General features: G+C 65.9%; 23 protein-coding genes. 8 read left to right on the plus strand and 15 right to left on the minus strand.

The window, feature by feature from the left end; translation table 11 throughout:
* The first annotated feature begins 92 nt into the window (after positions 1–92).
* Entirely contained in the window at positions 93–728 is a 636-nt protein-coding gene (locus AC5P7S_RS09660) for a GNAT family N-acetyltransferase (RefSeq protein ID WP_065185742.1), read from the plus strand.
* Here AC5P7S_RS09660 and AC5P7S_RS09665 read toward each other — a convergent pair.
* Both AC5P7S_RS09665 and AC5P7S_RS09670 read right to left on the minus strand, forming a co-directional pair.
* Entirely contained in the window at positions 725–1,504 is a 780-nt protein-coding gene (locus AC5P7S_RS09665) for a CDP-diacylglycerol diphosphatase (RefSeq protein ID WP_095377136.1), read from the minus strand. The genes AC5P7S_RS09660 and AC5P7S_RS09665 overlap by 4 nt on opposite strands.
* A 68-nt stretch (positions 1,505–1,572) precedes the next feature.
* Positions 1,573–2,232, minus strand: coding sequence for a hypothetical protein (locus AC5P7S_RS09670; protein WP_032954259.1), 660 nt, complete (start codon positions 2,230–2,232; stop codon positions 1,573–1,575).
* A 169-nt stretch (positions 2,233–2,401) separates the two neighbouring features.
* Between AC5P7S_RS09670 and AC5P7S_RS09675 the strand changes: the two genes are divergently transcribed.
* Positions 2,402–2,698 (plus strand): hypothetical protein, encoded by a 297-nt coding sequence (locus AC5P7S_RS09675; protein ID WP_005417035.1) that lies wholly within the window; start codon positions 2,402–2,404, stop codon positions 2,696–2,698.
* Between the two features lie 98 nt (positions 2,699–2,796).
* Here the strand turns inward: AC5P7S_RS09675 and AC5P7S_RS09680 are convergent, their stop codons facing one another.
* The 5 genes from AC5P7S_RS09680 to lldP all read right to left on the minus strand — a co-directional run bounded on the left by AC5P7S_RS09680 (position 2,797) and on the right by lldP (position 9,115).
* Positions 2,797–3,681 carry a hypothetical protein gene (locus AC5P7S_RS09680; protein WP_095377137.1) on the minus strand — a complete coding sequence of 295 codons (885 nt, stop codon included), beginning with the start codon at positions 3,679–3,681 and terminating at the stop codon, positions 2,797–2,799.
* 110 nt (positions 3,682–3,791) lie between these two features.
* Positions 3,792–5,498 carry a D-lactate dehydrogenase gene (gene dld / locus AC5P7S_RS09685; RefSeq protein WP_095377138.1) on the minus strand — a complete coding sequence of 569 codons (1,707 nt, stop codon included), beginning with the start codon at positions 5,496–5,498 and terminating at the stop codon, positions 3,792–3,794.
* Positions 5,495–6,634: an FMN-dependent L-lactate dehydrogenase LldD gene (lldD, locus tag AC5P7S_RS09690; RefSeq protein WP_095377139.1), complete on the minus strand. Its 1,140-nt coding sequence runs from the start codon at positions 6,632–6,634 to the stop codon at positions 5,495–5,497. The genes dld and lldD overlap by 4 nt, the downstream gene beginning before the upstream one ends.
* A gap of 4 nt (positions 6,635–6,638) precedes the next feature.
* Complete coding sequence (lldR, locus tag AC5P7S_RS09695) at positions 6,639–7,403, minus strand: transcriptional regulator LldR (protein WP_005417039.1); 765 nt, start codon at positions 7,401–7,403, stop codon at positions 6,639–6,641.
* Between the two features lie 53 nt (positions 7,404–7,456).
* Positions 7,457–9,115, minus strand: a complete 1,659-nt coding sequence (lldP, locus tag AC5P7S_RS09700) for an L-lactate permease (RefSeq protein WP_095377140.1) — start codon at positions 9,113–9,115, stop codon at positions 7,457–7,459.
* A gap of 238 nt (positions 9,116–9,353) precedes the next feature.
* On the opposite strand from lldP, the gene AC5P7S_RS09705 reads away from it, so the two are divergent.
* Complete coding sequence (locus tag AC5P7S_RS09705; RefSeq protein WP_049422813.1) at positions 9,354–9,746, plus strand: hypothetical protein; 393 nt, start codon at positions 9,354–9,356, stop codon at positions 9,744–9,746.
* A gap of 71 nt (positions 9,747–9,817) precedes the next feature.
* Here the strand turns inward: AC5P7S_RS09705 and AC5P7S_RS09710 are convergent, their stop codons facing one another.
* Both AC5P7S_RS09710 and AC5P7S_RS09715 read right to left on the minus strand, forming a co-directional pair.
* Positions 9,818–10,267, minus strand: coding sequence for an MgtC/SapB family protein (locus tag AC5P7S_RS09710; protein WP_049422814.1), 450 nt, complete (start codon positions 10,265–10,267; stop codon positions 9,818–9,820).
* Between the two features lie 126 nt (positions 10,268–10,393).
* Entirely contained in the window at positions 10,394–11,152 is a 759-nt protein-coding gene (locus tag AC5P7S_RS09715; protein WP_095377141.1) for an SDR family NAD(P)-dependent oxidoreductase, read from the minus strand.
* Positions 11,153–11,472: 320 nt separating this feature from the next.
* On the opposite strand from AC5P7S_RS09715, the gene AC5P7S_RS09720 reads away from it, so the two are divergent.
* Both AC5P7S_RS09720 and AC5P7S_RS09725 read left to right on the plus strand, forming a co-directional pair.
* Complete coding sequence (locus tag AC5P7S_RS09720; RefSeq protein ID WP_053499560.1) at positions 11,473–12,426, plus strand: helix-turn-helix transcriptional regulator; 954 nt, start codon at positions 11,473–11,475, stop codon at positions 12,424–12,426.
* A gap of 251 nt (positions 12,427–12,677) precedes the next feature.
* The gene (locus tag AC5P7S_RS09725) at positions 12,678–13,142 is read left to right on the plus strand and encodes an SMI1/KNR4 family protein (RefSeq protein ID WP_134956073.1); all 465 of its coding nucleotides are present in this window, start codon (positions 12,678–12,680) and stop codon (positions 13,140–13,142) included.
* Positions 13,143–13,214: 72 nt separating this feature from the next.
* Here the strand turns inward: AC5P7S_RS09725 and AC5P7S_RS09730 are convergent, their stop codons facing one another.
* From AC5P7S_RS09730 to AC5P7S_RS09740, 3 genes are all read right to left on the minus strand, one after another.
* Positions 13,215–15,125 (minus strand): CocE/NonD family hydrolase, encoded by a 1,911-nt coding sequence (locus tag AC5P7S_RS09730; RefSeq protein ID WP_095377142.1) that lies wholly within the window; start codon positions 15,123–15,125, stop codon positions 13,215–13,217.
* A 222-nt stretch (positions 15,126–15,347) separates the two neighbouring features.
* Positions 15,348–15,734: a DUF4440 domain-containing protein gene (locus AC5P7S_RS09735; protein WP_095377143.1), complete on the minus strand. Its 387-nt coding sequence runs from the start codon at positions 15,732–15,734 to the stop codon at positions 15,348–15,350.
* The gene (locus tag AC5P7S_RS09740) at positions 15,731–17,092 is read right to left on the minus strand and encodes an MFS transporter (protein ID WP_095377144.1); all 1,362 of its coding nucleotides are present in this window, start codon (positions 17,090–17,092) and stop codon (positions 15,731–15,733) included. The genes AC5P7S_RS09735 and AC5P7S_RS09740 overlap by 4 nt, the downstream gene beginning before the upstream one ends.
* 105 nt (positions 17,093–17,197) lie before the next feature.
* Here AC5P7S_RS09740 and AC5P7S_RS09745 point away from each other — a divergent pair, with 105 nt between their 5' ends.
* Complete coding sequence (locus AC5P7S_RS09745) at positions 17,198–18,103, plus strand: LysR family transcriptional regulator (protein ID WP_095377145.1); 906 nt, start codon at positions 17,198–17,200, stop codon at positions 18,101–18,103.
* Positions 18,104–18,136: 33 nt separating this feature from the next.
* On the opposite strand, the gene AC5P7S_RS09750 is transcribed toward AC5P7S_RS09745, so the two are convergent.
* From AC5P7S_RS09750 to AC5P7S_RS09760, 3 genes are all read right to left on the minus strand, one after another.
* Positions 18,137–18,601 carry a hypothetical protein gene (locus AC5P7S_RS09750; RefSeq protein ID WP_005417053.1) on the minus strand — a complete coding sequence of 155 codons (465 nt, stop codon included), beginning with the start codon at positions 18,599–18,601 and terminating at the stop codon, positions 18,137–18,139.
* Between the two features lie 84 nt (positions 18,602–18,685).
* A complete protein-coding gene (locus tag AC5P7S_RS09755; RefSeq protein WP_141239333.1) occupies positions 18,686–19,258 on the minus strand; it encodes a hypothetical protein in 573 nt (190 codons plus the stop codon).
* A gap of 15 nt (positions 19,259–19,273) precedes the next feature.
* Positions 19,274–22,069: a beta-glucosidase family protein gene (locus tag AC5P7S_RS09760; protein WP_005417057.1), complete on the minus strand. Its 2,796-nt coding sequence runs from the start codon at positions 22,067–22,069 to the stop codon at positions 19,274–19,276.
* A 338-nt stretch (positions 22,070–22,407) separates the two neighbouring features.
* Between AC5P7S_RS09760 and AC5P7S_RS09765 the strand changes: the two genes are divergently transcribed.
* Together AC5P7S_RS09765 and AC5P7S_RS09770 are read left to right on the plus strand one after the other, a co-directional pair.
* The gene (locus tag AC5P7S_RS09765) at positions 22,408–22,842 is read left to right on the plus strand and encodes a VOC family protein (RefSeq protein WP_005417059.1); all 435 of its coding nucleotides are present in this window, start codon (positions 22,408–22,410) and stop codon (positions 22,840–22,842) included.
* Between the two features lie 304 nt (positions 22,843–23,146).
* A complete protein-coding gene (locus AC5P7S_RS09770) occupies positions 23,147–23,851 on the plus strand; it encodes an AraC family transcriptional regulator (protein WP_095377146.1) in 705 nt (234 codons plus the stop codon).
* Positions 23,852–23,854: the final 3 nt, after the last annotated feature.

A 23,854-nucleotide genomic window follows, 5' to 3' on the forward strand; every position in this document is an offset into this window, starting at 1 on the left:
TGGTTTCAACGGAAATGACCAGGCCTGATGGCCTTATGCCTGAACCGAATCAGACGGACCCACGGCACCGCCACACTTTTGCAATGAATTGCATGGTCTGGCGCGCTTCCGATACGCATCGTGCATGGATGACCAACCGCGCCACCTACACTCACCTCGCCCCGCTGCGCCCCGTCCTGCGCCGCCACCTGCTGCACCTCCAGGCAACGCCCATCACCCTGCGTTCCTTCCAGCGCACCGATCTGCCGCGCTGGCGCACCTTCGACGACCGTCGCCAGCGCGGCCAACGGCCTTCCTACGGCATTGATGAAGAGGCCCGCTTCCTTGCCAGCGTCCATCGTTCACGCCTACAGGAAGACAACGATCTGCTGGTACTGGGCGTGTTCGACGACGCGCAGGGCATCCTGCACGACCAACTGCATGTCCGCCTGCAGTCACTGCATTCGCGCTGCGCAGAACTGCAGTCGCTGCAGCACCGCAACGCCCATCCACAGGCCGCACTGCGCGCGCTGTGCCCGTTCCTGTTCGACAATGTCGGCCTGCATCGCATCTTCGTACTGCTGCCACCGGGTTGCACCACCCCTTTCGCCCAGGCACTGCAGGCCCTGGGCTTCATGCGTGAAGGCATCCTGCGCGACTTCCACCTGGACGCCGAGGGATGGCATGACCGCCAGTTGCTGGCGCTTACCGCGCCAGCGTGGCGCAGCCACCTGCAGCGGATCGGCTAGCGCACCCGCTCCAGTGCCGCACCCGCGCCGGTCAGCACCGTGCAGGCGTGATCCTGCAGTTCTTCGCCGCTGGCATCGTTGCCGCTGGCGGCATCCACGCGGGTGGCCAGCAGGATGAAGCCGGGGCCACCCTGCACGTCATCGCGTCCGGCCACCACCAGGCTCCACTGGCCCACATCGCCTACGCCGCTCAGGCCATAGGCCAGCAGGTTGAGCGGATTGGCGGTCATTTCCGCACCGGGCAACAGATAGGCCTGGTACTGATGCCCGCGCAGAAGCACCGGCAACGGTGACCAGCGTGGCCCCAGGGCGCCGGCGTGTGCATCCAGGGCCTGCAGGACGTCCGTGCGCAGGCAATCGACATGGATATGCAACTGGTGCTGCGATCGTCCGTGCGGTGAATTCAGCGCCAGGCTGGCTACGTTGCGCGGTAATGGCTGGCCCAGGGCCTGTTCGGTGTGCGCGCGCGCCTGCCAGGCGGCCGCGAAATAGTTGGGCGCCCCACGCTGGTAAAGACCGCGGCTCTCGATGCCACTTACCTTGTCCAGCGGCATCAGCAGGAACTGGTAGTCACCGTGTGCATCCTTGACCAGCACGTCACGGCGGCCGGCCGCCGTCTCCACCCGCAGGCAGCTGCCGCGCGGGCCGTCAGCTGCCTGGCAGTCACGCTCGATCAGGCGCCACAGCGCATCGGAATGGACGGGCGGCGGAGGCGGCGCGCTCGCACAGGCGGACAACAGCAGCAGCGGCGACAGCAGCAACGAGCGCAGGGACACGGCGGCGACTCACGGAACAGGCACGGCAGGCGGCGCCGCACTGCATTCTAGCCAGCGCGGTGCTGCAATCAGTAGGTGCCGAACGGCACTTCAACCACGATCGGAGCCACGCCCTCGCCCGCCTGCAGGGTGTAGCGGTCCAGTGCGCCATCATCTTCGGCGTGCGGCTGGCGCTGGAAATGCAGGGGATAACGGTCATCACCCAGGCGCACGGCGCTGCCATCGGCCTCCAGCGCGGCACCTTCGGGAATGAGCAGCCCCCCCAGGTCGCTGTAGGCCCCCGGCACATCGGTGAAACCATAGTCAGCCAGTTCATCCACGCGCTGCATCGCATAGACGTGCGGCAGGTAGGGGCGTGCCGGGCTGCGGCCATTGCTGAGGTCGGTCACCCAGGCCTGTGGCAGGTGGTATTGCTCGCGCAGTGCGGCCACGCCCAGCGACGGGCTGGCCACCTGCAGGCAGCACACCGCGCGCTTGCCCTCACGATCGACAATGGCGAATCGATCGCCGCGGGTGGCGGCCTGCGGCAGCATCGCGAACGCCAGGTTGCGCTGGGCGGGTGCGTAGCCTGCCTCGGTCTGCAGGTTGCGCCAGGCACCGAACACCGGCGCTTCCGCAGCGGCGTCCGGCGTCGGCTCGATGGCAGAGGCGGCAAACGCCACGCCCAGCACCGACACTGCCAGTACTCTTCTCGCCCTGCGCTTGTCGCGCAAACTGCCTGCCGTCATAGCGTATCCAACACCTGCACCGGAATGGCCCGGCCTGCCCGCTGGCGTGCTGCCAGCCATCCCTCCCACTATGCAATGACCACGCTGTGCCGGCAATGACCGGAGTGCTGACGCCTTTCGCGCGACGGGTGCTATCGTTCCGCCATCTTCCCTGCGCAGGAGCGCTCGCATGTCCGCCTTCCGTCTGTCCCTGTTACTGCCTGCGTCGGCCCTGCTGCTGTCGGCCTGCGTCAGCACCCCTGGCCCGCAGGTCAAGGGTACCGGCCACTGCGATGCCAGCCAGCTGGGCTGGGCAATCGGCCAGCCGGCCAACGAACCCAACATCCGCCGCCTGTCCAGCGAGAGCGGCGCCGGCCTGGTCAACCCGATCGGCCCCAGCACCATCACCACGAAGGACATCCGCCAGGATCGCCTGCGCGTGTACGTGGACAAGGACAACATCATCACCGCTACCCGTTGCGAGTAAGCGCCGCCTCAGTTTTTGTAGAGCCGAGCCCATGCTCGGCTGCTCTGCGGTCGGGCCACGCGAGAACCCGAGTCGAGCATGGCTCGGCTCTCCAGGGCTCAGGGTTCGGTATACCCCGCGCAGTCCGGCAGCGCCTGGTCGGGGTGGAACATCCCCTCCCCGAAGCGGAACAGCCGCGTGTAGCTGCACACAGGGTCCTGCTCGGTGCGCACGTCCTTCTTCTTCAGCGGGCCCTTGGCCAGCGAATCCTCGAAACGCGAAACGCCCGCCGGAAAGCGGGTTGCCACCGTCTGGTAGCGCAGCACCGGCATGCCCTCGGCCACCGGATCCAGCCCGAGCCTGGCCGAGAACCCGTATTCGTCGTGGCAGGCACCTGCGCGCTGCTTCATGTCCTGCTCGCTGAAACACGCACGGATCATCGCATTGCCCAGCCATGGCACCGTCAGCACGTCGTCGTCCACCTGGATGTCGTCCTGCAGGTGGCGCACGCGTGCCAACTGCAGCGTGGACGCGTCGGCACTTCCACCGGAGTACATGGTGCTGAACTTGACGATGCCGCCTACCAGCACATTCTGGTGGGCGCGCTGCTGCGGGTCGGTCACCGGCTCATCGCTGCCGATACCCGGAGCCAGGCGCACGATCCACGGCCACAGCGACAGCTCGCTTTCCTGCGACACGTCGATGCTGACGTGGTAGGTATGCGCTTCGCTTTCGCCGGCCACCCGTTCAGAGACTTCCAGCGTCGTTGGCCGATCACCGTCCTCGGCCACCGGTTGCACACGCACGCACCAGACACGATCAAGCGTGCAGTACTGCGTGCGTACTTCGCCCTGCCCGCCCTGTTCCAGCACCTGCCCCAGCGGTTCCATCACGTTGCCGGCGGCATCGCGCTGCTGCGGCAGGATAGAAGACTGCGCCAGCACCAGCAGCGGGGTCGCCAGCAATGCAGCGCACAGGGCGGCGCGGACGGGAATGGAAGGCATGGGCGGCTCCTGTGGCTGGGATTCCGATGGTAACCGTTACCCGGACGGCGGCGGACCTGCCCGGCATCGCCCTTGTAGCGTCGAGCCATGCTCGACTGCCCTGTCCGTCCTCAATGCCCACTGCAATCGCAGCTGCCCCACCCCTTCGCCTTCGACGTCTGGCCAATACCCGGGTTGAAGGTATTGCTCGGGTCCAGCTGCCGGTAGAAACCTGCCAGCGCCGGCTTGGCCGGGTACAGGTGGCCGACGTTGTGCTCGGCCGGATACTCGGCGCCACGCTGGTCCAGCAGCGCCCACATCGCATGCTCGATCGCCACCGGGTCTTCGCCCTTGCGCGCGATGTAGTCCTGGTGGAACACGTGGCACAGGAAGTGGCCGTAGTACAGTTTGTGCAGCAGGCGGCCGTCGATATCGGCCGGCAACTGCTCGAACCAATCCGTATCGTCGCGGCGCAATGCGATATCCAGCGCGACGATGTCCTGCACCTGCTCACGATGCACTTCACGATAGCGGACTGCCGCACCGGCCACCGCGAAGCGATGCAGGAACGCCTTGCGTCCCTCCTCGGCCGTGCATTGGAAATAGCCGCCTTCGTGCCCGGCGAAGAACCCGCGCAACCAGGCCTCGGTTTCCGCAGCGTCCTGGGCAGAGACCTTCAGCAACAGGTGATGCTCGTAGCGTTGCCGGAACTCGCCCATGCGCTTTGGCAGGTGCGAGGGCAGCAGGCCGGTCAGCACCTGCATCACCCGGTCGGTCACCCCGCGCAGGCCCAGCCGTTCGAACCAGCCATCGACGCGGCTCTTCAATGCGAACGCCGCGGGCACACGGGAGGTACCGAGGCGATCGATCAGCAGGAAGCTGTCCTTGCCGTAGCGCTCGCCGATGTCATAGGCATCGCGGTGAATGTACTCGCCCGCGATCGGCAGGCGCTCGAAGCCGGTCAGCAGCTGGCGACGGATCGCGGTGAGGCTGTCGGTGCGATTGCTGCCGATATAGAAGACCTCGGCAGCCTCCTTCTCGAAGGTGTCCAAGCGCACCGCGAACACTGCCAGCTTGCCGGCAGATCCCGCTGCCTCGAAGTGGCGGCTGGGATCCGCATTGAAGCGTGCGGGAGTATCGGCACCGACTTTGCGTACTTCCTCGGCATAGCGTGGATCGGAAGCCGCACGGCCGTCGCCATCGCCCACGTCGGCGGCCGTGTAGTCACCGGCCTGCAGGCGCTGCAGGATCTGCTCGGGCGTATCACCCAGCGCGATGCCCAGATGGTTGACCAGCTGCAACTGGCCCTGCGCATCGACCTGCGCATACAGCGCCAGCTCGGTGTAGGCTGGGCCACGTCGCACCAGCGCGCCACCGGAGTTGTTGCAGATGCCGCCCAGCACCGAGGCACCGATGCAGGACGAGCCGATCACCGAATGCGGTTCGCGACCCAGCGGGGCCAGCGTCTGCTCCAGGCGGTCCAGCGTGGCACCGGGCAGGCACAGCACCTGGCGGCCTTCGTTCAACAACTGGATGCCGGTCAGGCGCAGCGTGTTGACCAGCACGATCGGCCGGCCATAGTCATCGCCGTCCGGGGTCGAGCCGCCGGTCAGGCCGGTGTTGGCCGCCTGCAGGATGATCGCCGCGCCGCCCTGCACCGCTGCCTGCAGCACGCGCCACAGTTCCAGCAGCGTCCCCGGGCGCACCACCGCCAGCACTGGGCCATCGCCGAAACGGTAGCCGCGGCGGAAGCGGCGCGTAGCCTTGTCGCCGGTCATTACATGGCGATTGCCGACCGCATCGCGCAACTGTGCCAGCACGGCGTCGTGGCCGCTCATGGCAGGCTGACCAGCGAGTCGCGGCCGATGTCGGCGATGCGGCGCGCACCGGTCAGCGTCATCGCCACGCGCATTTCCTTGGCGATCAGGTCCAGCAGGTTGGCCACGCCGGCCTCGCCCTGCGCGGCCAGCGCATAGATGAAGGCGCGGCCCAGCAGCACGGTATCGGCCCCCAGCGCCAGCATGCGCACCACGTCCAGGCCAGTGCGGATGCCGGAATCGGCGAGGATCTTCAGGTCGCCCTGCACCGCATCGGCGATGGCCGGCAACGCACGTGCGGTGGACAGCACGCCGTCCAGCTGGCGGCCACCGTGATTGGAGACCACGATGCCATCGGCACCGAACTTCACCGCATCACGCGCGTCATCCGGGTCGAGGATGCCCTTGATCACCATCGGGCCCTTCCAGAATTCGCGGATCCACTCCAGGTCCTTCCACGAAATGGAGGGATCGAAGTTGCTGCCCAGCCAGCCGATGTAGTCCTCCAGCCCGGTCGGGTTGCCGCGGTAGTTGGAGATGTTGCCCAGGTCATGCGGGCGCCCGAACAGGCCCACGTCCCACGCCCAGTGCGGATGGGTGATGGCCTGGCCGATACGGCGCAGCGAGGCGTTCGGGCCGCTCATGCCGGAGTGTGCATCGCGGTAGCGCGCACCCGGCACCGGCATGTCCACGGTGAACACCAGCGTGGTCACGCCCTCAGCCTGTGCCCGCTCCAGCGCATTGCGCATGAAGCCGCGGTCGCGCAGCACATACAGCTGGAACCACATCGGCCGCTGGATGGCCGGGGCGACTTCCTCGATCGGGCACACCGATACAGTGGACAGGGTGAACGGGATGCCGCGGCTGTCGGCCGCGCGCGCCGCCTGTACCTCGCCGCGCCGCGCATACATTCCGGTCAGGCCGACCGGCGCCAGCGCCACCGGCATCGCCAGTTTTTCGCCGAACAGCTCGGTTTCCAGGCTCAGGTCGGACATGTTGCGCAGGATGCGCTGGCGCAGCGCGATGTCGGACAGGTCGGAAACGTTGCGCTTCAGCGTGTGCTCGGCATACGCGCCGCCATCGATGTAGTGGAACAGGAACGGCGGCAGCCGGCGTTCGGCAGCAGCACGGTAATCGGTGGAGGCGGAGATGATCATGGGGTCAACCGTGGGGGGAAGGCAGGCGCGAGGCCCGCGCACGCCGGGCTTCGTTGTCATCGAGGGTGCGCAGCGTGGTGTGCACGAACTCGAGGTGGGCATGCGCGGCGGCGCGCGCGCGTTCGGGGTCGCCGGCCAGCACCGCATCCATCATCTCGCGGTGCTGGTCGGACAGCGGCGAGAAGGTCCTCGCCGAGGTGTAGAGCTTTTCGCGGCTCTGCGAGATGTTGGTCTGCAGCAGTTCGAACAGCCCGCGCATCACCTGCAGCAGCACCAGGTTGTGCGAGGCCTCGGCGATGGACAGGTGGAAGGCCGCGTCGGCCTCCGCCTCGCCAGTGGGGTCGTCCTTGCCGTGCGCGTCCATCATGGTCTGGAAGGCCTGTGCGATGCGCGCGCGGTCCTCGTCGGTGGCACGCAGCGCCGCATGCCAGGCGGTGGCACCTTCCAGCGCGTGGCGGATCTCCAGCACGTCGAAGCGGTATTCCGGGTCGCCCTGGAACAGCGGCAGGTACGGCGCCAACGGTTCATCCAGCGCCTGCCGCGCGCGTGCCGCAGGCTCGGCCACGTAGGTGCCACCACCGACCCGTGCGGTCAACAGGCCCTGGCTGGCCAGCTGCGCGATGGCCTCGCGCAGCGCGGTGCGCGAGACCCCCAGCTGCACCGCCAGGGTGCGCTCGGCCGGCAGCCGGTCGCCCGGCCGCAGCTGTTGTTCCTGCACCAGGCCGCGCAGCTGCGCAGCCACCTTGTCCGAAATACGTTGCGTGCTCATGGCGCCATTGTGGCCCGAAGCGCGCAGCGGGTGGTCGGCCAGCCGCGCATGGCTCAGGGAATCATCCAGGTCAGCCAGTAAGCCTGGGCCAGGGTGATCAGGCCGACCATCGTGGTGAAGATCAGGCTGTGCTTGACCGTGAAGCGGAACAGATCCGACTCCTTGCCGGCCAGGCCGACCGCCGCGCAGGCAATGGCGATCGACTGCGGTGAGATCATCTTGCCGGTGACACCGCCGGTGGTGTTGGCCGCTACCAGCAGCACGTCGGACACGCCGATCTGCTGTGCGGTGGTGGCCTGCAGTGCCGAGAACAAGGCATTGGACGAGGTGTCCGAACCGGTCAGGAACACGCCCAGCCAGCCCAGGAACGGTGAGAAGAACGGGAACGCGTCGCCGGTATGCGCCAGTGCCAGGGCCAACGTGGCAGACAGTCCCGAGTAGTTGGCGATGAAGGCGAACGCCAGCACCATGCCAATCGAGTAGATCGGCATGCGCAGCTCACGCACGGTCTCGCCGAAGGTCTGCAGCGCCGAACGTGCAGGCATGCGCAGCACGATGATGGCAATCACCCCGGCCAGGATGATCGAGGTACCGGTGGCCGAGAACCAGTCGAACTTGTAGATGGCGTCATAGCTCAGCGGCGCATCCACGATCGGTGGCATCTTCTGCACCAGCTGGTCCAGGCCCGGCACTGGGATCTTCAGCACCCAGCCTTCCAGCGGACCGCCCGCCGCGAACAGCGACTTGAACGGCTTGATGCTCCACAGCGTGACCATCGCGGTGAGGATCAGGAACGGCGACCATGCCCTGGCGATCTGGCCGACGCTGTGGCGCGGTGCCTCCAGTGCCTGTGCGGCCGCCTCGGCGCTGGTTTCGGTGTCGAAACGAAAGATCCGCACCGGCTTCCAGCGGCGCAGGAACAGGGTCAGGCACACCAGCGACGCCAGCGACGCGGTGATGTCCGGCAGTTCCGGGCCGATGAAATTGGAGGTCAGGTACTGCGCGATGGCGAACGAACCACCCGCAACCAGCACCGCCGGCCAGGTCTCCTTGATACCGCGCCAACCATCCATGATCGCCATGATCCAGAACAGCACGATGATGGTCAGGAACGGCAACTGGCGGCCGGCCATCTGGCCGATCTCGAATGCGTCCAGGCCGGTGACCTGCCCGGCCACGATGATCGGAATGCCCATCGCGCCGAACGCTACCGGCGCGGTGTTGACGATCAGGCACAGGCCGGCGGCATACAGCGGCTTGAAGCCCAGCCCGACCAGCAACGCTGCGGTGATCGCCACCGGCGCACCGAAACCGGCCGCCCCTTCCAGGAAGGCGCCAAAAGCGAAGCCGACCATCAGCATCTGCAGGCGCTGATCTTCGGTCACCGAGAGGATCGAGGCCCGGATGATGTCGAACTGCCCGGTCTTGACCGAAACTTTGTAGAGGAACACCGCACCGATGATGATCCACGCGATGGGCCACAGGCCGTAGACGAAACCGAAGCCGGCCGCGCCCAGCGCCTGGGGCACCGGCATGCGGTAGAACAGCAGGGCCACGCCGAGTGCGATGGCCACGGTGATCGTGCCGGCCAGCCAGCCCTTCATGCGCAGCACTGCCAGGGCAACGAAGAAGAACGCGATCGGCAGCAGCGCGATCAGGCTCGACAACCACAGGTTGCCGGCGGGGTCGTACAGGTGTTGCCAGGGCTGCATGAAGACTCTCGACTGGGGACGGGTTCAACACCGCAGGGGTGGGCGGTCGTGGGCTCCAGCATTATTGGTCGTACCAATAATGGATTTATGGAACCGTTGGACGCAGATTGAACCGCCGATTGCGCGAAGAGCCTATTAGACCATAGGGCTAGAACGAACTATTGGTACGACCATTAAGACGGTTGAGACCGTGGCGCGCATCCACCACACTGGATCCTGCCCAATGTCTGGTACACGAATGACACTCGCCCCCACCCGCGACCTGCAGTCCATGCAGCAACAGGCAGCTGACTGTCTGGCCGGCTACGCTGAAGCGAACCTTCTCAATCATGCAGGCTTGGATGCGCTCATCGCCCACCTGCGCGCATATCCGGATTCGGGCGAACCCATGGCCCTGCCAGACTGGGATCAGGCAGGCTCAGAGCTTCAGATCGCGGGTCGAGGCGATCCATTGCCGCCATCTCTGTTGGGGCAGATCGCCACAGACAAGCACGAGGAGTTGAATGACCTGATCTGTTCCTGCGTTGAAGTGGGAATCGCAGATCTGTACGGCGCTACGACGGATGTTCCTGACCAGATGCTGGCCAGAGCACTGGCCATCCTGCAGCGCAACACTTCGCAGCAGACCTGACTGCTTCAACTCCGCCTTGGAATCACGATCAGATCCCCCCGAAGGGACTCTGATCCCACTCCCTCAACCCCTTAGATCTTCTTCTCCAACCGCCGCATCACCGCCAGCACCAGCACGCACAGCACGCTCACCCCGATGGCGATCACGTACTTGCTGATCCCCACCGCAATCCCTATGGCCGCTGCCATGATCAGCGAGCTGGCCGTGGTCAGGCCGCTGACCTGGTCCTCGCGTGACCCACGCAGGATGGTGCCAGCGGCAACGAAGCCGACACAGGCCACCACCGCTTCGATCAGGCGCACCGGATCAACCTGCAGCAGGTCGCGGTAACGCTCCTGCTGGAAATGCTCGGCCACCGAGTCGCCGAGGCCGACGATCAACGCGGCGGCCCCTGCGATCAGCATGTGCGTACGCAGGCCAGCGGCGTGCTTGCCCATCTCGCGCTCGACGCCGAGCACGCCGCCGAACAGCATCGCTGCGGCAACGCGCAGCAGGATCGAGACATCCTGGGTAAGTTCCATGGGAAAGCTCCGGAATTTTCCCGGAGCGTCGCGCGGCGGTCGTGGGACGGCGGTGAAAGCGATGGCACGCCTTCTTCACCGCACGCTTTCATCCACGCATGGCGTGGATCTACTGACCGCATTCGCTCATTGCGCCAGGTAGCCACCATCGATGGCGTAGTACGTGCCGGTCGCGAACGAGGCATCGTCGCTGGCCAGCCAGGCTACCAACGCGGCCACTTCCTGCGGCGTACCCAGCCGCTTCAACGCGTGCCGCCCTTCCAGCGTGGCGCGCACCTTCGGGTCCATCTTCTCCAGCAGTGGCGTGCTGATGAAGCCCGGACCCACCGCGTTGACACGGATGCCGTCAGCCGCATGTTCCCATGCTGCGGTCTGGGTCAGCCCGACCACGCCGTGCTTGGCCGCCACATACGCGGTGGAGCCGGCATAGCCCACCTGGCCCAGGATCGAGGCCATGTTGATGATGCTGCCGCCCGTGCCTGCAGCGCGCATGGCCTGGATCTGCGCACGCTGGCACAGGAACACGCTGGTGAGGTTGACATCGATCACGCGCTGCCAGCCATCAATCGGATAGTCGCCGCTGCTGGCCGCCGGCCCGCTGATGCCGGCATTGTTGACCGCAACGTGCAGGCCGTCGAGTTCCTTGATCGTGCGCTGCACCGCTGCCTCCACCGCCGCCTCGTCGGTGACGTCCAGCGCGATGCCGATGGCCTGTGCACCCGAATTGCGCAACTGCGCCACGGTGGCATCCACCGCATCCTGCTTCAGGTCCCAGACCGAGATACGGGCACCGGATGTGGCCAGTGTCTGGGCCACGGCCAGGCCGATGCCCGACACGCCGCCGGTCACGATCGCGGTCTTGCCGGTCAACTGGTAATCAATCATCTCCATTCTCCATCGGTGGGGGTATCAAAGTGGCCTGCAACAGCCAACCGACCCACCCTACGCGCACGCCCGTGATGGTCGGGCTGACATCGCATCTCCAGATCGTTCCAGCCATGAAACCTCAACCGCAGTTTATGTATGGAACTACGTACGGATATGCGTGCAAAACGCCGGCGTATGTTCTTCGGCATTTTCACTTTGGCCGTAATCGCCAATCGTTTTGACCTTATCGAAGTCAAAAGCGCGCGAATCGCGGCGACAATGGGAAACGCTTCCAGATTCTTCGACACATTCAATTCAACCTGTGTTTGCGCAGAGCGATGTCCCGATATTTCACTTTTGCTGATTACCGCCAGTTCGGCGAACGCCATGGCTACGACTACCGGATCGAAGGGAGTGAACTGCGCGACGACCAATGGGCAGGGCGTGGCGACGTCCACGAACAGTCACTGCGCGGTGGCCTGGGCCTGATCGCCTCGGACGTGCACAACCGGTTCACCTACACGGCCACCGCTGTGCACGGTGCCGGCCTGACCATCCGCTTGATGCTTCAGGGCGAAGTGGATGTCCAGTTTCCTCGTCGCAAGGGGTTCACCCTGCGCGCCGGCACAGGCATGACCACCAGCCACCATGAACCTGTGTCGATGGCCGGGCTGCATCCCGGTGGCAGCCACCTGCGCGGGGTCAGCTTGAGCGTACCGGCCGATCTGGACGTGGACATGCTGCGCCTGCCGGCACTGCAACGGGTCCTTCATTCCCCTCTGCAGTGCCGCCACTGGGCCATTCCGCATGCCTTGCTGCCGACGCTCGCGCAATTGTTCGACAGCCCCTGGCAGGACGACATCGATGCGCTGTGGCGCGAAGGCGTGGCCCTGCAGGTGTTGGCCGTCGGCCTGCAGGCCGAGGATATGCAGACCGAGCATATACGCACGCTGCGCGCCGGCCAGCGCGAGCGGCTGGAGCGAGTGCGCAGCTATCTGCATGACGACCCCAGCCATGCCCACAGTCTGATCGAACTGGCCCAGCTGGCCTGCATGAGCCCCAGCTCCTTGCGCCGCCATTTTGCCCAGCAATATGGAAGCTCGGTGTTCGACTACCTGCATGAGCAGCGCATGCGCCATGCCGAACAGGGCCTGCGCGAAAACGGATGGACCGTCGAGCAGGCTGCCGCCGCCAGCGGCTACCGCCACCCCAGCAACTTCGCCGCCGCGTTCCGCAAGCGCTTCGGCCTGGTCCCCAGCCGCTGGCGTACGGGCCCGTCGAAGGTGGGCTGAAGGCCCGGGCCCTGGCAGGTGTCGACCTTGGTCGACACGCTCCTGCGCCATTGCGGATGCCGGCCAGCGGCCGGCACTACCACACCCGCCTGGATCCACCTGCCATGACTCAGCCCCGGTAGGTGTCGACCTTGGTCGACACGCGCTGAAAGCGATCATATTCCCGGCACATCTTTGCGCATGTCGCAGATGCCCATTGCGGCGAAAGATGGGCCGCGGCATCGTAGTAAGGCTGACTACAGGGACTTCTCGTGGACAACCGAGATCAGCCAAGCACGCCTTACTTCATCCGATGCATCCAAAGTCCGTGGCTACCCGAGACAGGCGCGCATACGGACGATCTACGCAGCTTACAGGCACATTGGAGCGAGGCAGCGATTCCAGAGGGCTTCATACAGCTCCTGCGTTGGTCAAACGGTGGGCGCTGCGTGTTCCCTCATGCTTATGTCGACCTGTGGTCCATCGCCAGCATCATTCAGCTTAACGGCAGCTACCAGATCCGTCGTTATCTTGGCGACTCCCTGATGGGCATTGGAACGGACGGTGGATCGACGCTCATTGCGCTCGATCTCCGTTTGCTCAGACCCGGCCAGATCGTCTCATTCGATCTGGCCGATCTCGATATCAGCCAGGGCAAGCCCATCGCCGAATCTATTGCCGAACTCTTTCGTAAGTTCGACAGCGGCCTGCTGACTAGCGACAACCTTTATCCTTGAACATGGAAATGCCGGCCAGCGACCGGCACTACCACGTGCTACCAGGCACGGCCCGGCGTCACCCTGCGGGCCTCAATACACCGGTAGATCGATGTAGCTGGCCTGCGCCGCGCTGTGCCACACGCGCTGCGTGGCCTTCTGGTAATCGCCCGGCTTGGCCAGGTAGATGTTCGGCACGTAGGTCTGCGGGTTGCGGTCGTACAACGGGAACAGGCTGGACTGCACCTGCACCATCACCCGGTGGCCCTTCTGGAACGTGTGGTTGGCGTTGGGCAGGTCAAAACGGTACGGCAGCACCTGGTTGGCGGGCAGCGGCTTCGGATCGCTGAAGCTCTCGCGGTAGCGGCCACGGAAGATCGCCAGCGACACCGGCAACTCATAGCCCCCCATTTCCGGCGTCGACGCTTCCTGGTCCGGATACACGTCGATCAGCTTCACCACCCAGTCGCTGTCGGTGCCGCTGGTCGAGGCCTGCAGGTGCACCACCGGCGCGCCGCCGATGCGCAACGGCGCGGTCAGCGGTTCGGTGATGAAGGTCAGCACATCCGGACGACCATCGACAAAGCGCTGGTCCTTGACCAGCCAGGTGGTCCACATGTCGCGGTCACCGAAGCGGACCGGGCGCGGCACGAACGGCACCGGCTTGGCCGGGTCGGACACGTATTCCTCGAAGTCGCCCTCGCCCGCCGCCGGTGCCTGGAACGCCAGCTTGCCGCCGGCGCGCAGGTACAGCGGCTTGCTGCTGGCGGCACAGCCCTTGTCGCAGCTGCGCGGCCAACCCTTCAGGCGGTCCCAGTGGTTTTCGCCGGTGTTGTAGATCAGCACCGGCGGCGTATCGGCCTTCGGCGCGCCATCCACCAGGTACTGATCGAAGAACGGCTTGAGCACGTCGCGGCGGAACTGCAGCGCGGTATCGCCGTCGAACTTCAGCGCACCCAGTTCGCTGCCGCTGTAGTTCACCTGGCTGTGTCGCCACGGGCCCATCACCAGGTAATTGCGGTTGTTGCCGCTATCGCGTCCTTCCATCGCCTGATAGGCGTGGTTGGCACCCCACATGTCCTCCTGGTCCCACAGGCCCTGCAGCCACATGGTCGGCACCTTCAGCGGTGTCTTGGCCATCACCGCGTCCAGCGCCTGGCCCTGCCAGAAGCCGTCATAGGCCGGATGCTCGACCAGCTTCTTCCACCAGGTCAGCTGGTCCACGCCGGTGAAACGCGCGTAGTCGCCTGCCGAGCCGATGCGCAGGAAGGTGCTGTAGTCGTCGTAGCCGAGGCTGGGCAGCGGCGTACCCTTGCCGCGCTTCTCGGTCTGCATGGCGAAGTAGTTGAAGTTGACCTGGCGGAACGCACCGTAGTTGAGCCAGTCGTCGCCCATCCAGCCATCGACCATCGGGCTCTGTGGTGCGGCCACCTTCAGTGCCGGGTGCGGGTCGGTCAGCGCCATCACCACGGTGAAGCCCTCGTACGACGAGCCGAGCATGCCGACCTTGCCATTGCTCTCCGGTACGTTCTTCACCAGCCAGTCGATGGTGTCCCAGGCGTCGGTGGAATGGTCGACTTTGGTGTTGTTCAACGGCCCGCGCAGCGGCCGGGTCATCACGTAATCGCCCTCGGAACCATACTTGCCGCGGATATCCTGGAACACGCGGATGTAGCCGCCGTCGACAAACACCTCGTCACCCTGCGGCAACAGGTCGCGCATGCGCGGCGAATCACTGCGGCTGGCGCGACCGGCAGCATCATAGGGAGTCCGGGTCAGCAGGATCGGCGCATTATGGGCGCCCTTGGGCACCACGATCACCGTATACAGCCTGGTGCCATCACGCATCGGCACCATCACCACGCGCTTGTCGTAGTCGCGACCGACATCGGGGGCAACGAACGGCTTGCCGCTGATATCCGGGGTCATCGGCGGGGTATCGGCGGCCAGCACGGTGCTGGACAGGCAAAGGGCAATGGCTACAGCGACGGCACGCACACGCATGGACAACCCCTCCCGGCAGGAAAGCCTCAAGCCTACTCCTGCCTGGCGCCGTGAAGTGTGTGCATGCTTTGCATTCTGCGGTGGATGCGGGCAGGACTGATGGCACATGTGCCTGCGTTGCCGCTGCGCTCGTCGGCGAAAGGTAGTGCCGGCCGCTGGCCGGCAACCGCGTAACGCGCCCCAGGATCATGAAGTTGCCGGCCAGCGGCCGGCACTACCCGATCAGGCTGCCGTTACTTCATGCAACGCCAGCCAACGCCAACGGCCGTCTTCCTGCCGCAGCACGGCCAGTGCTTCACGCCAGGCCATCCCACCTTCAGCAACGCCCTGCCCTTCACGGTAGCGCAGCATTACCAACGGTGCCGGCACCGCAATGAACTGCAGGGCATCGATTTCGATACACAGGCCCGGGCGGGCACCGTGGCCGCCAGCGAACATGCCGGCCAGTGCTTCGCGGTCCAGGCGCTGCCCAGCAATACCGACCATGCTGAAGTCGGTGCAGAAATGATCCATCAGCGCATCCAGCGTACTGGCGGCTGCTTCCGCACGGAACCAGGCCTGCAGCTTGGCGATCAGATCATGGAACTCGTTCTCTGCGGTCATCGTCATTGCATTGTCTCGGGTTGGGAAAGAGAGATCGATTGCGAACGGCGCAGCAGCGCCATCGGCAGCAGCGTCATTGCAGCGGCCAAACCCAGCGCCACGCTGGTGGCGCGTGCCGGCAGCCATTGCATGGCCAATGCCAGCAGCAGTGCGATGGCGGCGGTGCCGAGGCAGAAGCTGAGCTGGCGGTTGAGGTTCCAGAGTGCACTGGCATCGCCCAACGCCTCACCTCCCACGCCATGGAAGGCCAGCGTCTGCGCGGTGCTGCTGCACAGGCTGCCGCCGGCGCCCATCAACGCGAACAACAATCCGGCCAGCACGAAGGCCGGCTGCAGCAGCAGCGCCATCAACAACAGGCCGCTGGCCTGCAGGAGCATGCCGGCGCGGAGTACCGCGGCCGGACCGAAGCGAGCCAGCAGGCGCTTGCTGGCCATGATCGCGATGGCCGCAGCCAGCGCCCAGGGCAGCATCAGCGCGCCGATGCGTGCCGCGCTGTAACCGGCGTGGTGCAATTGCAGGGTACTGACCAGTTGGCTGCCGATGAACACACCGGGTACGGCGAGATACACCAGCATCGCCAGCCGCAGCCCGCGATGGGACAGCAACGACCAGCGCAGCAGTGGCTGCGCCTGCCGACGTGCATGCCGCAGGTGCGTCGCCGCCAGCAACAGCGCGGCCAGCAGCAACACGGCACCTGCACCGCGATGTCCCGATTCGCCCAGCCAGGTCAGCGCCAGCAGCAGCGCGCCCAGCGCCAGCATCGCGGTGGACAGGGCATAGGCCTGCAGGCGCGGCGCACTGCGCGCGCAGTCGGCCGGCATCCAGGCCAGCACCAGACCGATGGCCACCACCGCCAATGGCAGGCTGGCCCAGAGCACGCCGCGCCAGGACAGCCACTGCACCAGCAGCCCGCCCAGCGCCGGCGCCAGTGCTGGCACCAGCAGCGCCACCAGCAGGATGCGGCGGGTCAGCGCGCCACGTTGCCCGGCCGTGCATTGCCGGTACGCCGCGGCTTGCGCCACGGGAATCAGCAGACCGCCGGCCAACCCCTGCAGCAGGCGCCATCCGAGCAGCCAGCCGATCCCCGATGCGGAACCTGCCAGCGCAGCGCCAACCGCGAACAACAGCAACGCCACCAGCAGCAAGCGACGCTCGCCACAGCGCGCGGCCAGCCACGGCGCCAGCGGAATCACCACGCTCAGGCCCAGCATGTACGCTGTGCCGACCCAGGCCAGGGTGCTGACGTCGGCGTGCAGCTCCACTGCCAATGCCGGATAGGCCACCGTGGCGATGAACATGTTGACCAGATCCAGGGCGAATACCAGCAGGAAGATCGCCTCATGGCGCAGGCGGGGGGACGGCATCGGCGGCGCTCCAGCGAGGAAGCAGCCAGCATGCCGTCCGGACCCCATTGGAAAAACACGACGGCAGCTGCAACACTGTCAAATCTGTTTTGACAATGGATCGCCATGGTCAGCCTTGATCGCTTCGATATCTTCCGTGCCGTGGTCGAAGCCGGCAGCCTGACCGCTGCGGCCGATCGGCTCGGCCTCAGCCGCGCGGTGGTCAGCTTCAACCTGAAGCGGCTGGAGCAGGAGCTGGGCGTGACCCTGCTGTTGCGCAGTACCCGCCACCTGTCCCTGACCGAGGCCGGCGAGCAGTTCCTGCAACATTGCGTGCAGGCATTGGATGCTGCGCAGGCGGCGATCGATGCCGCGCGCCGCGACCAGCACCAGCTGCAGGGCGTGCTGCGCCTGACCACCACACCGGAGTACGCCCAGCTACGCCTGATTCCCGCGTTGGAGGCGTTCCGCGCGCAGCACCCGGCCCTGCAGCTGCACCTTTCAACTTCTCCAGCGCCAGCGGACCTCATTCCCGAACGCTTCGACCTGGCGATCCGCCTCGGCCGCCTGCCGGATTCGGGCCTTCACGCCAGTGAACTGGAGCGCCACCCACTGTGCGCGGTGGCCGCTCCCTCGCTGCTGGCGCGCCTGCCCTCTGCCGAGGCTGCCGATGACCCGGCACAGCTGGGCACCCTGCCCCGCCTGGGCTATCCGCGCCTGGCCGATGTGCCGGTGATCGCACCTGATGGCAGCGGCGCCCTGTTTGCCACCAACCCGGGCAACGCGGTGGTACGCGTGGATGGTGCCAGCAGCCTGCGCGCGTTCGCCCTGGCCGGCGCCGGGGTCACCGTGCTGCCACGCTGGCTGATCGAGGACGACCTGGCCCAGGACCGGCTGCGCCCGGTGCTGCGCCAGCACCGCTTCCCGCAGCAGAGTGTCTACGCGGTCTACCCGCACAGCACGCAGCCCTCACCGAAGGTACGGCAGCTGATTGATTTCCTGCGTGGGTGGTCTGAAAGCGGGCGCGGGTAGCCTCCTGCGGCCAATCGCCAGGCCGCAGTGAAGTTACAGAGGGTACGAGCCTCCACGAACATCGCCAACCCAGCTATCGAACAAACTCCCCGGTGTCAGATCGTCACTGTGTGAGAACTTTGGTTCATACGACATTTTCGCCCGCATCTCATTGCTCCCCACAACGTAGTGAATGCGGATCTCAGTAGGCATCTCAGCGCCGAACTCATTGCACTTTTCTTCAAGCGCATCTATTTCATCCAGCCCAGCATCAAGCACCCAAGCCAAGCTCTCATTCAACGAGTCATACATCCCACCTCCAGATTTTCGGACGTCATTCAGCTGTTCCTTCTCCACCACAGAACCGTTGAGTCTGTAGAAGAAATCAAACATTGAAATCCCATCTTCACTCGCAACGAAGATGAATACTTCGTCAGCCGTCGCACCGGCATAATCGAGCGCGAGTCGAACCATGCTCGCCTGAGCGTCTGAAACGTGTTCCTCAAAGATCTTGTTCATTGTTCGATCCTCGTAGCACTCGCTTGAATTGGCACTGATACTGAGTTGACCGAGTGAGTGCACTCCGTGCTGCTCGGCTCGAGATCACACCTGCTGCAGCCTTCGCTGGGCTGACGCCGCCACCATCTCGTCAGGGTCACCCGTTAGCAGCTCCAGGACCTCCCTGGATACCTTTGGATTGCAGGCGATTCGGTGACGGACGCTTGCATCGGAATCCCTTGCAAGGCGTGACATCAATGCTGGATCCAGCCGGCGCTTGCTCGCAATTTTCCAGCGGACATCTACGTCATCGCTGGCAGCCAACTGCTCGATGATGGCTAGGGGAATCGTTTTGTTTCCGGCAACGCAACGCGCCAGCTCCGGATAGGTCGACAGGATATCGCGCCACGTCTGATCGTCAGCGTGCCGCAAAGCGAACGAGGTATCCGACTCGTTTTCACACAACCGTTTGAATTCCCATGCGCTCGCGATCATTCGCTGGCCCTCCTGCGCCAGCCTTCCAGTATTGGCTGACCGGCAATTGACCTCCAGTGGCAGAAGCGACATGACTATCCGCCCCGGCGCCTGCTGTTCCATCGTCCGCCGGGCATGGCCCGGCGAGCGCAGCGGCACCCCACAAACAGAAACGGCCCCTTTCGGGGCCGTTCCTTCAAGCATCAACAACCTGCAGTATCAGCGCAGCACCTGCTCCACCAGCTGCACGTCCACGGTCTGCAGCGGCTCGGCGGCATTGCGCGCCAGCTGCACCTGGTAGGTGCCACCGTCGATCTTCCACTGGCGCGCCTGTGCATCGTAGTGGGCCAGGGTCTTCGGCTCGGCTTCGATGCGGATGCGGCGCTGTTCGCCCGGCTGCAGGTTCACCTTGTCGTAGCCGATCAGGCGGATCGGCGTGGTGCTGCCTGCCGGCAGCTTCAGGTACAGCTGGGCCACATCGGCGCCGGCGCGCTTGCCGGTATTGCGGATATCGACGCTGGCGACCAGGCGCGAGCCTTCCACGCTCACCTTCAGGTTGTCATAGGCGAACGAGGTGTAGGACAGGCCATGACCAAAGGCGAAGGTCGGGGTCAGGCCCTTGACCGCCATCCACTTGTAGCCGACGTTGGCGCCTTCGATATCGAAATCGAACACATCACCGAACGGCTTGGCCGGCTTGAAGCCGAGGCCATCGATATGCGGGCGCGGCAGCTGCGATTCGTCCGTCACCCAGGTCACCGGCAGGCGGCCCGACGGATTGACCTGACCGGTCAGCAGCGCGGCGATGCCTTCGCCGCCGCGGATGCCCGGGTACCAGGCCTGCAGCATCGCTGGCACCTGCGCCAGCCAAGGGGTGCGCACCGGGCCGTTGGTTTCCAGCACCAGCACGGTCTTCGGGTTTGCCGCGGCCACCGCCGAGATCAGTGCGTCCTGGTTGTCCGGCAGCTGCATGTCCGGCAGGTCCACCGATTCGGCGGCCCACTGCGTGGCAAACACAATGGCCACATCGGCCTGCGCGGCGGCCCTGGCCGCAGCGGCGGCATTGGTCCCGTCCACATACTCGATGGTTGCGTCAGGGCGCGCCGCACGCAGCGATTCCAGCGGCGAGGACGGGTGGAAGATCACCGGGCCCGGCCAGGTGGTCGGCAGCACGCCCGGCACCGCGTTGGTGCCCTTGGCGGTCACGCCCACCATCGACGAACCACCACCACCGATCACGCCCTTGTCGGCGTGGCCACCGATGATGACGATGCGCTTCACGCTGTCGGCCAGCGGCAGCAGGTTGCCTTCATTGCGCAGCAGCACGCTACCCTCTTCCACCGTGCGCTGGGCCACGGCGAAGCCGGCCTCGGCATCCACCTTCTGGTGCTGCGGAGGGTTGTCGAAGTTGCCGTGCAGGAACATCGTGCGCAGGATGCGCGTGACCATGTCATTCAGGCGCGCCTGCGGCACCACGCCGCCATGCACGGCCAGACGCAGCGGTTCGTCGAAGAACACCGCTGCGTCGAACACTTCACCGGCCGACTGCTGGTCCAGGCCGGCCAGCGCCGCCTTCGAACCGCTGTGCACGCCGCCCCAGTCGGACATCACGAAACCGGGGAACTTCCATTCCTGCTTCAGCACCTGGTTCATCAGGTAGCCGTTCTCGCAGCCGTAGGTGCCGTTGATCTTGTTGTACGAGCACATCGCCACGCCCGGGCGGCCAGCCTCCAGCGCGATCTCGAAGGCCAGCAGGTCCGACTCGTGCATGGCCTGTTCGCCGATGCGCACGTCATGGAAGTTGCGCCGGGTCTCCATGTCGTTCAGCGCGAAGTGCTTCATCGAGGAGATCACGTGCTGGCTCTGCACGCCCTGGATCAGCGCGCCGACCATCGAACCGGCCAGCAGCGGGTCCTCACCGGCATATTCGAAGTTGCGGCCGTTGCGTGGATCGCGCTGCAGGTTGACGCTGCCCGACAGCAGGATGTTGAAGCGCTGCTGCCATGCCTCGCGGCCCATGGTCGCGCCACCGGCGAAAGCCACTTCGCGGTTCCAGCTGGACGCGGTGGATGGGCCCGATGGCATCGCCGTGGCGAAATCACCCGGGCGGATGCCGCCCGGATTGGTCACGCCGACACCGGCATCGGCCGACTGCTGCGACGGAATGCCCAGCCGCGCCACGCCCGGCACGAAACCGGCCGAACCGACCGCGCCTTCCGGCAGTGGGCCACCATCCTTGCCCAGCCCGAAGTAGCTGTGCAGCATCTGGAACTTCTCATCCTCGGTCATCGCCTTCAGCAGCAGCGCGGCGCGCGCATCGGCGTTGAGGGTGGTGTCCATCCACGGCCTGTCGCCATGCGTGTCGGCGGCATAGGCCAGTGTCAGCAGGGTGGCGCGCAAGGCGCTGCCTTCCACCTTGAACGGCGCGCTGCTGGCGGCCTGGAAACCATCGCTGAAATAGCTGGCATCGGCTTCCAGCGCCACACGCGCCGGATCGAAGCCGGCGGCCTTGGCCGATTCACCGGCCACCGCGCCGAGCAGCACCGCCGGTGCACCCAGCCGCGAACGGGTGACCAGCGCTGGCAGCTGCGTGGCACCCGCACCGGCATCGGTATAGACCGCCACGGTGTGGCGGCCATCGTCCAGGCGCAGGTAGTTCAGGCCCGGCTGGTCCGGGCCGGATTCAGCGGCGATCGGCAGCCGGGTCAGTACGGCCTGGCCGCGCTGGGTCTGGCCATCATCCCTGCCCGCAGCAATGAAGCGGTATTCGTAACCCAGTCCGTCGGCCAGCACCTGCAGCGGATCGACCTGGCCGATGCCGCGCTGCACCTGGCGCACGCTCACCGCGTCCACCTGCAGGGTCTTCAGCTGGGCGGCCAGGGCCGGCATCGCCTCGGCGGTCGGGGCCTGTTCCAGGGTCAGCACGGTGAACGCGGCAGGGTCGGCCCAGGCCGGAGCGGCCAGTGCAGCGGACAGGGCCAGGGACAGTACAAGCTGCTTTGTAAACGTTTTCATCGACGGGCGTAATTCCGTTGCCAAGGCAATCGGTCCAGGGAAAGTGCCGCCGAAGGGTGCAGCGTTCATGCCGCGCAGGGGTTGCCAGGCAACCTCCCGCAGGCCGAAGGACGGGCCGGTCTGCGCGCGGGACCCTCCTCCCGGCGTGACAACCTGCCTGCCCGGGCCGCGCAGGGCGACCCAATCCTGTGAAGATTGTGCGAGGGCGTTCACACCTGTCAACAGGACCTAAGTCACAGGGGCGATCCCAGCCTGCAGTTATCAGGCCATCACCGGCGGTCATCAGCGCGCCGTGCGAGGCTGCCGATAATGAAGCTCCCTGGCCACGAACCGAGCCCATGACCGTCCACCGCGACTTCGACCATCTCTGGCGCGACCGCTGCGATACCTCCAGCCAGCGCGCACCGCGCGTGCTGATCCGGGTGTTCGTGGCCCCCGGTGAGCTGGAACGCAGCGTGTCCTTCTACGAGCAGCTGCAGGGCGTGGTGGCCGATGCGGGCTTTCCGTTTCCGGAGGCCGGGCTGCGCCTGGCCATGGTCGGTGCGTTCCTGTTGATCGAGGGCAGCGAGGCGGCGCTGGCGCCGTTCACCTCGACCACGGGGACACTGCTGGTCGATGACGTTCGGCCTTATCACGACAAACTGGTTGCCGCCGGCGCCGAGATCATCTTCCCGTTGCAGGTGGTCCCGACCGGGGCGGCGTTCAATGCGGTGCATCCCGATGGCACGGTGGTCGAGTACGTGCATCACCGGCCGGATCCGCAGGGGCGCTGAGGGGGCGAACGGCCAGGCTGCGCCCGGCCCCCGCGGTAGTGCCGGCCGCTGGCCGGCAACCTCAGAAGCAACAGCCGAAGCAAAAGCGGGCTTCCTGTGGGATGGCGGGGTGGGTCCGGTTGCGGGGGACGCCGTGAATCCGTCCCTGGAGGCTCGGTCGCGCCATCCATGGCGCTCACGCCCCCGCAACCGGACCCACCCCGCCTTCGACAATCCGTCGCAATCTGCAGTAGATCCACGCCATGCGTGGATGCTCTTCGATCAATCGTCGAATTACTCGATTTCGATGGAGATTCATCCACGCATGGTGTGGATCTACAATCCCGTCATGCCCTCCCCCGCCCTGCCCTGGAATGGCACGCTGCTGCTGGATGCTCACGTGGCCGTGTTGCAGGGGCGTGCCGGTGACAGCGATGTACACGCGCACTATGCCCATCAGCTGCTGTTGAGCGAAGCCACTCCCTGGCACGTCGAGATCGACGGTGTGCGCCAGCAGGGCCAACGGCTGTGGGTGCCGTCGTTCCGGCCGCACGCGATCCTGTCTGCACCGGACGCGGGCTGCACGGTGTTCCTTGAGCCGGCGCATGCCGACCTCGAACAGATCCAGCAGCATCTGTACGCGTTGCCCGGCACTGCGGCCGGGCTGCACCGCTGGCTGCCACGGCTGAGCCGCGCGCAGCCACTGGACCGGCGGGTAGAGGCAGCGCTGGCCCGCATCAGCCACTACCTGCCTAGCCCGGTGCCGGCTGCCGACATCGCCGGAGCCGCGCACCTGTCGACCAGCCAGCTGCACCGGCGTTTCCAGTCCGACCTGGCGGTGACCCTGCGCGGCTGGGTGCTGTGGCAGCGTTTGCGTACTGCGCTCGCGCACCACCTGCAGGGGCACAGTCTGACCGCCAGCGCGCATGCCGCCGGCTTCGCCGACCTGGCCCATCTCTCGCGCAGCCTGCGCCGCATGTTCGGCATCGGTGCCGCACAGCTGCAGGGCCTGCAGTTGCGCACGACCTGACAC

Source organism: Stenotrophomonas sp. YJH_SMC_32 (assembly GCF_059369975.1).